Here is a 12,838-nt window from a genome sequence, read left to right as displayed (position 1 = left end):
GAGTGGGAGGCTTCATCGCGTGCCGACGGCCGCACGGTAGGCATGCCAGCTGGCATGGCCGATCACGGGTCCGAGCACCAGCAGGCCTGCAAAGCCTGGCAGCATGGCCAGCAACACGAGCACGGTGATCAGGGCGCCCCAGACCAGCATCACGCCCGGCTGCGTCAGGCACAGGCGCAGGCTCGTGAGGGCGGCGGTGATGGCATCAACCTGTTCATCAAGAATCATCGGTATCGAGATCACGCTGATGGCGAAGATCAGCCCGGCAAACACAGCACCGACGCAGAGGTAGCTGACGAGGAAGCCGAGATTCTCGGGGTCCAGCAACTTGCCGAGCGAGCCGCCCAGCTCGGGCATGCCCTCGAAACTCACCGCGAATACGACGAGGGCGGATCGGCCCCAGAGCATTTCAAGAATCAGCAGCGCGAAGCCGAAGATGGCAAGTTGCGCGGTGCGGGTGCGCCAGGCGGTCAGTGCGTCGACCAGCGAGGGTTTCTCGCCACGTTCAAGCCGCAAGCTGACCTGGTAGAGGCCCATGCACAGCAGCGGCCCCAGCAGGAGGAAACCGGCCGAGAGCCAGAGAATCCAGGCGGGCGAGCGCTGGTAGGTTTCGAGGAGTGCCCAGCCCATGGCCACGAAGCAGAAGCCGAAGAACAGGCCGATGGTCGGCTGAAGACGGAAGTCCCGCCAGCCGAGCGCCAGCCAGTGCAATGGCGCGCTCAGACCGAGCCGGTTCAAGGGCAGATCGAAAGCCGAAATCGGGACTGCCTTGTCGTCGCCACCACCGCTGTCATTGCCAGGTTCTGCCATCGCGCATGCGCCTCCTTGCGTGGCAGCCTAGGTCGGGACTGGTGCCTGCACCAGCGTAGTTTCCAGCAGCCCTGGCTCTTGTTGCACAACCCGCTGCGTGCGCTCAGCCACGCTTGACGCGGCGCAATTCGTCCAGGATCAAGAGGATGGCACCCAGCGTGATCGCGCTGTCCGCCACATTGAAGGCCGGGAAGTACCAGCCGCCCGCATGGACCTGCAGGAAGTCCACGACATAGCCGTGCCAGAGCCGGTCGATCACATTGCCCAGCGCGCCACCGAGAATCAGCGAGAGTGCCCAGGCGAACAGCGTCTGGTGGCCGTGGCGACGCAGGAGCCAGAGGATGAAGCCTGTGGCCACGAAACCCAGGCCGACGAAGAACCAGCGCTGCCAGCCGTCGTGATGGGCCAGGAAGCTGAAGGCGGCGCCGGTGTTATGGGCGCGCACCAGGTTGAAGAAGCTGGTGACGAAGCGGCTGTCGCCGTACTGGAACTGGGAAACGATCAGCACCTTGGTCAGCTGATCGGTGATGATCACGAGCAGGGCAATCATCAGCCACTGGATCAGGCGGGGCGAACTACTCGGTTTGAAGGCCATGGGCAGGTGAACGGAAGGGATTCGGTTGGCGCAGCTGCGTAAGTGGCCGCTACTGTAGCGTTTTCCCCCGCGCCCCCGGTCTTGCGCAGTGTCAAGGCGAGGAGTAAAACGGTCGCACCCGGTCACGCGGCGCGTGCCGCCCAACCTCCGGGGCTAGGAGAGTTCAATGCGCAAACGCATCTACTGGTTGCTGCCCGACCTTGACGCAGCCCGCAAGACGATGAACGAGCTGCTGCTGGCCCGGGTCTCGGATCGTCATATCCACTTCGTCGCCGAGGACGGTTCGGACATGACCGGCCTGCATGCGGCCAACATCCTGCAAACCTCCGACCTCGTCGAAGCCGCGCAGACCGGTCTGCTGGTCGGTGCCGGTCTCGGCGCCGCCGGCGGTGTGGTGGCTGCCTATGTGCTCACCGGCACGGGCGCGGCTCCGCAGGCCGTCGTGATCGCCCTGGCCGGCCTGGGTGCTGTGCTCGGCACCTGGTCGTCCAGCATGATCGGCAGCTCCACGCCAAGCCGCCGTCTGAAGCGCTTCGAGAAACAGATTGCCGAAGGCCAGTACCTCCTGATGGTCGACGTGCCGCGCACCCGCGTCACCGACATCGAGGAGCTGCTGGAGCGCACCCATCCGGAAGCGCATTTCGAGGGCCTGGAGCCCAACGTACCGGCCTTCCCGTGAGGGCATGAAGAAGGGCGCCACGAGGGCGCCCTTGCTCTTTGCAGTGTCGTCAGAACACGAGTTCAGGCGATGCTGCGGGCCTCGCCGTCGCCGTACAGATTGCTGTCGCAGCGGCCGCAAAGCGTCGCGTGCGCCACGTTGGCGCCCACGTCGGCGCGGTAGTGCCAGCAGCGCTCGCACTTCTGGTTCGCAGAAGGCGTGACATTGATGCTCAGCTCTTGCGCTGCGGCAATCGTCGCGGCCGACGTGATCAGCACGAAGCGCAGGTCTTCGCCGAGGCTCTGCAGCAAGGCCAATTCGTCGGCTGGCAGGCCCAGGGCAACTTCGGCCTGCAGCGATGAGCCGACAGCGCCGGTCGTGCGCACCGCCTCGATGGCCTTGTTGACCGCCTCGCGGATCTCGCGGATGCGGCTCCACTTGGCCAACTGCGCTGCGTTGTCAGCACCGCTGTCGAACTGCCAGTAAGTCTCGACGAAGATGCTCTTGCCCGCATGGTCGCCATCGAAGGTCTGCCAGGCTTCCTCGGCCGTGAAGCTCAGGAAGGGTGCCATCCAGCGCAGCATTGCATGCGTGATCTGCCACAGCGCGGTTTGCGCGGAGCGGCGCGCCAGGCTCTTTGGTGCCGTCGTGTAGAGCCGGTCCTTCAGCACATCCAGGTAGAAGGCGCCCAGGTCTTCCGAGCAATAGACCTGGAGCTTGGCCACCACCGGATGGAACTCGTAGCGCTGGTAGTGCGAAAGGACCTCGGCCTGGAACTCGGCAGCGCGCGCCAGCGCATAGCGGTCCACTTCGAGCATCTGCTCCAGCGGCACGGCATCGCTCCTGGCGTCGAAGTCCGCCACATTGGCGAGCAGGAAGCGCAAGGTGTTGCGGATGCGGCGGTAGCCGTCCACCACGCGAGCCAGGATCTTGTCGTCGATGCCCAGGTCGCCAGAGTAGTCGGTCGCGGCCGTCCACAGGCGCAGGATCTCCGCGCCCATCTTGTCGCTCACTGCCTGCGGCGCCACCACGTTGCCCACCGACTTGCTCATCTTGCGGCCCTGGCCGTCCACGACGAAGCCGTGCGTCAAGAGGCCCTTGTACGGCGCGCGGCCATACAGGGCGCAGGCGATCAGCAAGGAGGAATGGAACCAGCCGCGATGCTGGTCATGGCCTTCGAGGTAGAGGTCAGCCTCCGGGCCTTCAGCATGAGCGGCGCCGGCGTGGCTGCCCTTCAGGACATGCTGGAAGGTCGAGCCGGAGTCGAACCAGACGTCCAGGATGTCGCTGCCCTTGCTGTACTGCTCAGCTTCAGCGCCGAGCCAGTCAGTAGGGTTCAGCTTGGCCCAGGCTTCCACGCCGCCGGCTTCCACCAGCTGCGCGGCACGCTCGATGAATTCCAGGGTCTGCGGATGCGGCAGGCCGCTGTCCTTGTGCAGGAAGATGGGCAATGGCACGCCCCAGGAGCGCTGACGCGAGATGCACCAGTCGGGCCGGCCGGCGATCATGTCGCGCAGACGCGCGCGGCCGTTCTCCGGGTAGAAGCTCGTCGCGTCGATCGCTTCCAGCGCTGTCTGGCGCAGGCTCTTCGGCGCCTTGTCCTGCGTGAACAGGCCATCGCCGTCATCCATGCGCACAAACCACTGGGCGGCAGCGCGGTAGATCACCGGCGTCTTGTGGCGCCAGCAATGCGGATAGCTGTGGGTGATATTGACGTGCGAAAGCAGTCGGCCCGCGTTCTCCAGCGCCTCGGCGATCACCGGGTTCGCTTTCCAGATGTGCAGACCGCCGAACAGCGGTAGCTCGGCCTCGTAGGCGCCATTGCCTTGCACCGGGTTCAGGATGTCCTTGAAGGCCATGCCATGCGAGACGCAGCTCTGGAAGTCGTCCAGGCCGTAGGCGGGTGCCGAGTGCACGACGCCGGTGCCGTCTTCGGCCGTGGCGTAGTCGGCCAGGTAGACAGGGCTTTCGCGGTCGTAGCCCGCGTCGACATGCGCCAGCGGATGCTTGAACTTCAGCATCGAGAGGTTCTTGCCGACCGTCGTGGCCAGCACCGAGCCTTCCAGCTTCCAGCGGGCCAGGCATTTCTCGACAAGGGCCTCGGCCACCATGAAGATGCCGCGTGGCGTGTCCACCAGCGCGTAGCTCAGCTCGGGGTTGAGGTTGAGCGCCTGGTTGGCCGGGATGGTCCAGGGGGTCGTGGTCCAGATGACCGTGAATGCCTCTTTCGAGAGCGAACTCAAGCCGAACGCCGCAGCGAGCTTTTCTGGCTCTGCGCTCAGGAAGGCCACATCGACCGCGGGCGACTGCTTGTCGGCATACTCGATCTCGAACTCGGCCAGCGAGGAGCCGCAGTCGAAGCACCAGTAGACGGGTTTCAGGCCGCGGTAGACGAAGCCGCGCTCGAACAGGCGCTTCAGGACGCGGATCTCGCCGGCCTCGTTCTTGAAGTCCATCGTGCGGTATGGGTTGCTCCATTCACCGAGCACACCCAGGCGCTTGAAGTCTTCGCGCTGTGCGTTGATCTGTTCGCCGGCATAGGCGCGGCTCTTGGCCTGCACTTCATCGCGCGGCAGGCCGCGGCCGAAGGTCTTCTCGATCTGGTTCTCGATCGGCAGGCCATGGCAATCCCAGCCGGGGATGTAGGCCGCGTCAAAGCCTTCCAGCTGGCGGGCCTTGACGATCATGTCCTTCAGGATCTTGTTGGCGGCATGGCCGATGTGGATCTGCCCATTGGCGTAGGGCGGGCCATCATGCAAGACGAACTTGGGCCGACCGACGCGGGCGTCACGCAGGCGTTGGTAGGTGCCTTGCTCTTCCCACTGCTTGACCCAGCCCGGCTCGCGCTTGGGCAGGTCGCCGCGCATCGGGAAGGGGGTGTCGGGCAGGTTCAGGGTCGAGCGGTAGTCGGGCTTGGCGGCGTCGGTCATGGCGTGCGATCAGAGGCGGCGGGCCGGACGACCCGCGGTAAGGAGGAGGGCGCGCGAAGAGTCGGCGCGCCGGCAGCAAGCAGCGGGAGCGGCACAGGGCCGCTTCAAATTCGGTCGCGCGTGGTCTGGCGACTGACCTTGACGTAGGAGGCGGCCTCTTGGGCCAGGTAGGCGCGTGCCTGCTCCACGTCCTGGCGAATCGCTTCGGTCAGGGCCGGGAGGCCGTCGAATCGGGCCTCATCGCGCAGTTTGTGCAAGAGTTCCACGCGCACGAGTTTACCGTAGGCCCCATCCGGCCCCAGTTCGGCCGGCCAGTCCAGGCAATGGACCTCCAGCAGCACCCGTCCGGCATCTTCCACGGTGGGCCGAACGCCGAGCGATGCCACGCCATCCACCGGCCCGTCGGCAAGGCCATGAACACGCACGGCAAAGATGCCTTGCGCGGCCGGTTTGTCGTGGTTGAAGCGCAGGTTCAGGGTGCGAAAGCCATCGGATGCGCCCGGTGCCGATTCGGCCAACTGGCGGCCGAGCTTCTGGCCGTGGACCACATGGCCGGAGATCGAATAGGGGCGGCCCAACAAGGCGGCGGCCGCTTCCATGCGGCCAGCCGCGAGCGCCTCGCGTACCGCCGAGCTGGAGACACGCAGGCCATGCACCTCGTAGCTCATCATCCGCGCCACGTCGAAGCCCTTGGCGCGGCCAGCGGCGTCCAGCGTCGCGTAGTCGCCCTGGCGCTTGGCACCGAAGCGGAAGTCATCGCCCACGAGCACATAGCGTGCGCCCAGGCCTTGCACCAGCACCTTGTCGATGAAGTCCGGCGCCGGCAGGCTCGAGAGCCGCTCGTCGAAGCGCAGCACGATCACCTGGTCGATGCCGCATCGCTCCAGTTCGCCGAGCTTGTCGCGCAAGGTGGCGATGCGGGCCGGCGCCATTTCGGGCTTGCCCAGGCGGGCGGCGAAATAGTCGCGCGGATGCGGCTCGAAGCTCATCACGCAGGATGGCAGGCCGCGGTGCCTGGCCTCCGAGCGCAGCAGTGCCAGCATGGCCTGGTGGCCGCGGTGGACGCCGTCGAAATTGCCTATGGTCAGCGCGCACTCGGACGCGATGCCCGGGTGGTGAAAGCCTCGGAAGACATGCATGCGGCCGATTATCGTCGGCCGCGGCGGCACTTCAGGCGGCCAGCCGCTCGCCGGCGCGCAGATGGCGTGCCAGCACCGCCATCAGGTCGCCCTGCTCGAAGGGCTTGAGCAGGTAGTCGTCCATGCCGGCGGCGATGCAGCGGTCGCGGTCGCCATTCACTGCGCTGGCGGTCAGGGCCACGATGGGCAGGCGCGCCAGCCCTTGCTCCAGCTCCAGTTCTCGCCAGCGGCTGGTGGTCTGGAAACCGTCCATGCCATGCATCTGGCAGTCCATCAGCACCAGGTCGAAGCGCTGCGATTGCAGCCGGCTCAAGGCCTGCATGCCGGTCTCGGCCTGTTCGACACGCAAGCCGCCCGCCTCCAGCATGGCCGAGGCCACGAGCAGGTTGACCGCGCTGTCGTCGACCACGAGCACGTGGCCGCTGAGCTTGGCGCCGTCACCTTCGTCATTGGCCGCTTGCTCGGCCGCGGTGGGCACGACAGCGCGCAAGGGCAGGGTGAACTCGAACTGCGAGCCTTCGCCCGGCGTGGAGCTGCAGCACAGATCACCGCCCATGGCGCGTGCCAGCTCGCGCGAGATAGTCAGCCCGAGGCCTGCACCCTCCTGGCGGCGCAGGCCGGCGGCCGCTTGCTCGAAGGGCGCGAAGATGTGTTCCAGCTGGTCGGCGGCAATGCCTTCGCCGCTGTCCTGCACGACAAAGCGCAGGAGCGTGCCGGCGCGCATGTCCAGAACGGTGCCCAGCTTGACCAGCACCTGGCCGCGCTCGGTGAACTTGATCGCATTGCCTATCAGGTTGTGCAGCACCTGCTTGATGCGCGAGGCATCGCCCAGCACCAGGGCGGGCAGGCCGGGGCTCATCTGCAGTTCGAAGGACAGGCCTTTTTCATGCGCCGACTGGCCCAGCAGGGCGCACACGTCGCCCGCCACTTCGCGCACGTCCAGCGGCCCGGCGTCCACCGCCAGCTTGCCTGATTCGATGCGCGCAAGGTCTAGCATGTCGTTGACCAGGGCCAGCAGATGGCGGCCCGAGCGGCGCACGATCTCGACCTGCTCGCGCTGCTGCGCAGCGAGGTCGCCACGGGCCAGCAACTGGGTCATGCCGAGGATGCCGTTCAGCGGCGTGCGGATCTCATGGCTCAGCATGGCCACAAAGCGGCTCTTGCTGGTGCTGGAATGCTCGGCCGATTGCAGCCCCTGCTGCCGCTCGTCGGCGATCAGCGCGTTCTCGAAGCGCAGGCGCAAGAGCTCGTCGTGGCGGGCTTCCAGCCGGCGTGATTCGAGCGTCAGCGTGGCAAGAAAGAGCACGAAGCCGCCGGCCACGAAAACGCCGGTCGAAGTGCCCAGGTTCAATTGATAGGCTGCCGAGGGCGCAAAGGCCAGGCTGCAGAACAGCAGGTTGGCGCGCCAGTGGCTGCCCAGCGAAATCAGACCGATGGCACCCAGGCCGACCACAGCGGCCAGCACGATGCCGTTCAATTCGGGCACGGCCGGCGTGTGGAAGAACCAGCCCATGGCGCCCCAGGACAGCGCGTCCAGCGCCATCAGGACGAGGTAGCGGCGTTCCCAAGGCAGGGCGGCACTGCCGGAGGGGCGCAGGCGCTGATAGCGCCAGACATCGATGGAGCGCACGGCCACCAGCGCCGCGCGCACCGCGAGCCAGGGCACAAGAATGGTGGCGGCCAGGTGTGGCCACAGCATCAGCGCAGCAAAGCCGCTGAACAACAGGCCCAACAGCAGCGGCGGCATGCTCAGGGCATACAGCGTGGCAATGCGCTCTGCCTGCACCTGCTCGGCAATCTGGGCCAGGCGGCCCGGCGTCCCTCGGCCCATCGTGGGGGCTTCACTCATCGGCATCTCTTGCCCGTCTGCTGCCGGCCCAGGTTTTGGGGCGGGTCTCAGCGTGCTGACGGGTGGCTCAAGCTCCCAAACTCACTGGGCGCCATTTCGGCACAGCGCTTGGAAGTCCCGGCCTAGGAACAACCCCGAAACGTGGTGCGGGCGCCGCAGCCGCTGCGGCGTCACCGGATCAGGGGGAAATCTGTGCTGGGTCGGCGATCCAGATCCAGCCGCCGGGTGGCAGGTCGGCCGGAATCGTCAAGGCGCCGAACTGGGGACGATGCAGAGCCTCGACCCGATTGCCCACGGCCGCGACCATGCGCTTGACCTGGTGGTATTTGCCCTCGATCAGGGTCAGGCGCAGCAGATGCTCGTCGACCCTTTCCGCACCTTCTGCGCGTGCCGGTTCGGGCTTGTAGTGCGCCGGCGCATCGGGCTCCCGCAGCTCGACGCCGTCCAGGAGGCGTTGCACCTGCTCATCGGTCAGCGGGTGCTTGCAGCGGGCCTCGTAGACCTTGGGCACATGGTGCTTGGGGCTGGTGAGCTTGTGGATCAGGCTGCCGTCATCGGTCAGCAGGAGCAGGCCGGTCGTGTCTTCATCGAGGCGACCCACCGGCTGCACATTGCGCTCGCGCAAGGGGCCGGGCAGGAGGCTCATCACGCTCGGATGGTGCTTGGGCTTTTGCGAACACTCATAGCCGCTCGGCTTGTTCAGGAGGATGAGTGCCTTCTCGTAAAAGGGCCAGGTCTTGCCGCTGACCTCGAACACGAAGCCCTTGGGATCGAATTCAGCATCGGGATCATCGACCACCTCGCCATTGACCTTGACCTCGTCGTTGTAGATCAGGCCGTTGCAAAGACGGCGGGTGCCGAAGCCCTGGGAATAGAGAATCTGTGACAAGCGCATGGCGCCATTATCCAAGCTCGCCCGCTGCGGGCAGGCCAGGCAGGCCGGTGGCGCTGCGAATCGCGCTCAAGACGGCTTGGCCCGTGACTTCAGCTGCCAGTGCCCCCAACCAGGTCAGATCGGCGCTGCAGCCGGCACCACCGGTTGCCAGCGCAAACATCACGTCGCCATCGCTGGGCGTGTGCACCGGGTTGATCGTGCGAGCCAGGCCGTCGTGCGACATCTGGGCCAGCTTGGTGGCTTGGGCCTTGTCCAGCTCTGCGTTCGTGACAACGACGCCTATGGTGGTGTTCGCGCCTTTGAGCATCTGCGCCGGGGACTGGCCCGCTTTCAGGGCTGCCATGGTGTTGATCGGCTGGCCGTTGCTGCCGCGTGCACCTGCAAGCACCTGGCCCGATGCCGGGTCGATCACATCGCCAACTGCATTGACGGCTACCAGCGCTGCGACCGTGATGCCGTTCAGTGTCAACGAGGCGCAGCCGATGCCCCCCTTCATCGCCTGCTGTGGGCCGAAGAGCTTGCCGACCGTCGCGCCAGCGCCGGCACCGATGGAACCCATCATCGCGTCGACCGTGGCGGCCTCGCAGGCTGCATAGCCGGCGGCGGCATCGGGCGTGATGTTCGGATCGCCCAGCCAGAGATCGAACAGCACGGCGCCCGGCACGATGGGCACGCAGGCCGACCCGACCTGAAGGCCATGGCCGCGCTCACGCAGCCAGCGCATCACGCCGCTGGCGGCATCCAGACCAAAGGCGCTGCCGCCGCTGAGCAGGATGGCGTGCACTTGCTGAACGGTGTTCTCGGGGCGCAGGAGATCGGTTTCTCGCGTGCCCGGCGCTGCGCCGCGTACATCGACGCCGGCAACGGCGCCCTGCTCGCAAAGCAGCACCGTGCAGCCGGTGGGGCGGCGCGTTTCCGTGAAATGTCCGACCCGCAGGCCGGCAATGGGGCCCAGCGAATTCAGCAGCGCCGCCATCAATGCTTGTGCGCCCCGTGAGGCTTGATATCGCCGCAATCGCCGCCCAGCCAGCGCGCTTCGCCTGTGATGGTCATGAGCTTGTCGCCGCGCTTGATGCTCAGCTTGTTGGTGTAGTGCTCGGGGCTGTCGAAGGTGAACTCGCCATCGCCTTCCGTTGCGGGGTCGGTGCAGACGAAGTGCGTTTTCACCGTCTTGCCGCTGCGCTGCACGTCATGCTTGCAGCGGCCGTTTTCGCTGACCGGCATTTCGTGCCGCTCGGCCTGTTCCTTGCTGATGCAGGTCTTGATGCTGATGACGCCGCCAGCCATCGCGCTCATCGACATGCCGCGCTGGCTCATCATCTGCTCCATCATCTTGCGCTGCTCGGCCGGCATGGCAGCCATCTGCTTCTGGGCCTGCTCCATCTTGGCTTGCTGCGCGGGGTCGAGCTGGGGCTTCTGCGTCATTTCCCAGAGGCCGGGCTTCATGCCTTGGGCCTGGACAAGCAAGGGCAGGCTCAACAGGCCGAACACAGTGAGGCGGACAAGATGCTTCATCCCAGACTCCTTCGGGGCCGATGTGGTCCGAAGGAGTCTAGGGTGCCTCAGGCAAACACGCCAGCCTGATCCTGCATGCGGGCACTGACCTCGGCGAGCTGGTGCAGGCTGTCGCCGAACTGCATTTCCATCGCGGTCAGGCGCTTGAAATAGTGGCTGGAGATGTATTCGTCGGTCACGCCGATGCCGCCATGCAATTGCGTGCACTGCTGGCCAACGTAGCGGGCCGAATTGCACAGCTGCAGCTTGGCCTGCGCGAGCGCGCGGCGCCGCACGGCGGGTTCTTCGCCGAGCTTCAAGCTGGCAAAGTAGCTCATCGAGCGCGCCAGCTCCAGCTGCATCTTCACGTCGGCAATGCGATGGCGAAGTGCCTGGAAGCTCGCAATGGCCACACCGAACTGCTTGCGCGTGTTCATGTATTCGACCGTGATGGCGAGCAGCGCCTCCATGGCTCCCACGCCTTCGGCGCACAGCGCGGCGATGCCGACGTCAACCGCCAGCTCAAGAACGGCAAGACCTTGCGACGGGCCCACCAGCAGCGTGGCCGGCGACTTGTCGAACCTGACGTCGGCCGCACGCGAACCATCTTGCAGGCTGTAGCCACGCGTGCTCACGCCGCTCGCCGAGCGCTGGACCAGGTAGAGCGCGATGCCAGCGCCGGTGTCGGCCGGCACGATGAAGGCATCGGCCTGATCTCCGCAGGGGACGAGGCTCTTGGTGCCCGTCACTGTTTGACCGTCGGCGCGCGCCGTGACCTTGTCCAGCTTGTAACGTGCGCCGCGCTCCTGGTGAGCGAGGACGATCAAGGCTTCGCCGCCAGCAATCTTGGGCAGCCATTCGGCTTGCACCTCTGCCGGCGCTTGACGAAGGACGGACGGTGCAATCAGGCCGGCCTGGGCGTAGGGCTCCATCACGATGCCGCGGCCCAGCTCCTCCATCACCACCATGGCATCGACGGGGCCGAAGCCCATGCCGCCGTGTTCCTCGGAGACGGCCAATGCGGTGAGGCCCAGGCCCACGAGGCCATCCCAGGCTTCGCGCGAGAAGCCGCCGGCTTTCACAATGCCGCGACGGTGCTCGAAGCCGTAGTCCTTGTCCACCCAGCGGCGCACCGCGTCGCGCAGCGATTCCTGGTCGTCGGTGAAATCGAAGTCCATGTGCTTGTCTCCTTGTACTTTCAACCGAGAACGGTCTGGGCAACGATGTTGCGCTGCACTTCGTTGGAGCCGCCGTAGATGGTGGTCTTGCGGTAGTTGAAGTAGTGGCTGGCGAGAGGCGCGCAATGCGCTGCGCCCACGTAATCGCCTTGCCATCCGGCTTCCATCGCCTCGTGGATGAAGGGTAGGGAGAAGGGCCCGCCAGCCAGCATCAGGAGCTCGGAATAGCGCTGCTGGATCTCGCTGCCGCGAATCTTCAGGAGGCCGGCCACGTCCAGGGACTGTTTGCCACTCTTCTCGGCCGAGAGTACGCGCAGCACCATCATTTCCAGCGCCACGATGTCGACCTCGAGCAGTGCGATCTGATCGCGGAAGCGCGAGTCCTCATAGACGCCCTCGGCCTTGGCGATGCGCTTCAGGCGCTCCAGCTCGCGCTTGGCGCGGTTCACGTCGGCGATATTGGTGCGCTCATGGGCCAAGAGGTACTTGGCATAGGTCCAGCCCTTGTTCTCCTCGCCGACCAGGTTCTCGGCCGGCACCTCGACGTTGTCGAAGAACACCTCGTTCACCTCATGCTCGCCGTCCAGCATGATGATGGGGCGCACGGTGACGCCGGGCGACTTCATGTCGATCAAGAGGAAGCTGATGCCGGCCTGCGGCTTGACCGAGCTGTCGGTGCGTACCAGGCAGAAGATCCAGTCGCCGAACTGGCCCAGCGTAGTCCAGGTCTTCTGACCGTTGACGATGTATTTGTCGCCCTTGCGCTCTGCTCGGCACTTGACCGAGGCCAGGTCCGAGCCCGAGCCTGGCTCACTGTAGCCCTGGCTCCACCAGACCTCGCCGCTCATGATGCCGGGCAGGTGACGTTGCTGCTGCTCGGGCGTGCCGAAGGCCATGATCACCGGCGCCACCATCACCGGGCCGAAGGGCACGATGCGGGGCGCGCCGGCCAGGGCGCATTCTTCTTCGAACAGATGGCGCTGCACCGCGTTCCAGCCCGGGCCGCCGAACTGCTTGGGCCAGGCCCAGCCATGCCAGCCCTGCTTGCCCAGGAGCTTGGCCCAGCGCTGCAGATCGTCCTTGTTGAGGCGCAGCGCGTTGTGCACCTTGTGGCTGATGTCGGCCGGCAGATTGGCGGCCACCCATTGCCGGATCTCGGCACGGAAGGCCAGTTCCTCGGCTGTGAAGTTCAGGTCCATGACGGCGTCTCCATCCATTGCGACCCGCATGCTGCGGGCGATGCCGATTTTTAGCACGAGCGTTCGCATTTTCCTTGTCTCTGTCGAGACA

At 65.9% G+C, this 12,838-nt stretch carries 11 protein-coding genes; 1 reads left to right on the top strand and 10 read right to left on the bottom strand.

Going from position 1 to position 12,838, the window contains the following annotated elements; all coding sequences use genetic code 11:
• Nucleotides 1-12 precede the first annotated feature (12 nt).
• Nucleotides 13-810 carry a DUF2189 domain-containing protein gene (locus tag ABT392_RS09750; RefSeq protein WP_334275670.1) on the bottom strand — a complete coding sequence of 266 codons (798 nt, stop codon included), beginning with the start codon at nucleotides 808-810 and terminating at the stop codon, nucleotides 13-15.
• A gap of 103 nt (nucleotides 811-913) precedes the next feature.
• Nucleotides 914-1,405, bottom strand: coding sequence for a signal peptidase II (lspA, locus tag ABT392_RS09745; protein ID WP_334275669.1), 492 nt, complete (start codon nucleotides 1,403-1,405; stop codon nucleotides 914-916).
• A 166-nt stretch (nucleotides 1,406-1,571) separates the two neighbouring features.
• On the opposite strand from lspA, the gene ABT392_RS09740 reads away from it, so the two are divergent.
• The gene (locus tag ABT392_RS09740; RefSeq protein WP_334275668.1) at nucleotides 1,572-2,084 is read left to right on the top strand and encodes a DUF1269 domain-containing protein; all 513 of its coding nucleotides are present in this window, start codon (nucleotides 1,572-1,574) and stop codon (nucleotides 2,082-2,084) included.
• 62 nt (nucleotides 2,085-2,146) lie between these two features.
• Here the strand turns inward: ABT392_RS09740 and ileS are convergent, their stop codons facing one another.
• The 8 genes from ileS to ABT392_RS09700 form a co-directional block, all read right to left on the bottom strand.
• Nucleotides 2,147-4,993 (bottom strand): isoleucine--tRNA ligase, encoded by a 2,847-nt coding sequence (ileS, locus tag ABT392_RS09735; protein ID WP_395385887.1) that lies wholly within the window; start codon nucleotides 4,991-4,993, stop codon nucleotides 2,147-2,149.
• Nucleotides 4,994-5,097: 104 nt separating this feature from the next.
• Nucleotides 5,098-6,132 carry a bifunctional riboflavin kinase/FAD synthetase gene (locus tag ABT392_RS09730; RefSeq protein ID WP_395385888.1) on the bottom strand — a complete coding sequence of 345 codons (1,035 nt, stop codon included), beginning with the start codon at nucleotides 6,130-6,132 and terminating at the stop codon, nucleotides 5,098-5,100.
• Nucleotides 6,133-6,163: 31 nt separating this feature from the next.
• Nucleotides 6,164-7,981, bottom strand: a complete 1,818-nt coding sequence (locus tag ABT392_RS09725; protein WP_395385889.1) for an ATP-binding protein — start codon at nucleotides 7,979-7,981, stop codon at nucleotides 6,164-6,166.
• A gap of 178 nt (nucleotides 7,982-8,159) precedes the next feature.
• A complete protein-coding gene (locus tag ABT392_RS09720) occupies nucleotides 8,160-8,876 on the bottom strand; it encodes a pseudouridine synthase (RefSeq protein ID WP_395385890.1) in 717 nt (238 codons plus the stop codon).
• A 7-nt stretch (nucleotides 8,877-8,883) separates the two neighbouring features.
• Nucleotides 8,884-9,852: a P1 family peptidase gene (locus tag ABT392_RS09715; protein WP_395385891.1), complete on the bottom strand. Its 969-nt coding sequence runs from the start codon at nucleotides 9,850-9,852 to the stop codon at nucleotides 8,884-8,886.
• Entirely contained in the window at nucleotides 9,852-10,391 is a 540-nt protein-coding gene (locus ABT392_RS09710; RefSeq protein ID WP_395385892.1) for a DUF3617 domain-containing protein, read from the bottom strand. The genes ABT392_RS09715 and ABT392_RS09710 overlap by 1 nt, the downstream gene beginning before the upstream one ends.
• Nucleotides 10,392-10,438: 47 nt before the next feature.
• Nucleotides 10,439-11,548 carry an acyl-CoA dehydrogenase family protein gene (locus tag ABT392_RS09705; protein WP_395385893.1) on the bottom strand — a complete coding sequence of 370 codons (1,110 nt, stop codon included), beginning with the start codon at nucleotides 11,546-11,548 and terminating at the stop codon, nucleotides 10,439-10,441.
• A 20-nt stretch (nucleotides 11,549-11,568) separates the two neighbouring features.
• A complete protein-coding gene (locus ABT392_RS09700; RefSeq protein ID WP_334275659.1) occupies nucleotides 11,569-12,747 on the bottom strand; it encodes an acyl-CoA dehydrogenase family protein in 1,179 nt (392 codons plus the stop codon).
• Between the last annotated feature and the right edge of the window lie 91 nt (nucleotides 12,748-12,838).

This window comes from Paucibacter sp. JuS9, from assembly GCF_044043925.2.
Classification (GTDB): Bacteria; Pseudomonadota; Gammaproteobacteria; order Burkholderiales; family Burkholderiaceae_C; genus JAUASW01.
The sequence above is the reverse complement of the archived record's forward strand: the minus strand, read 5'-3'. Positions and strand labels throughout refer to the sequence as shown.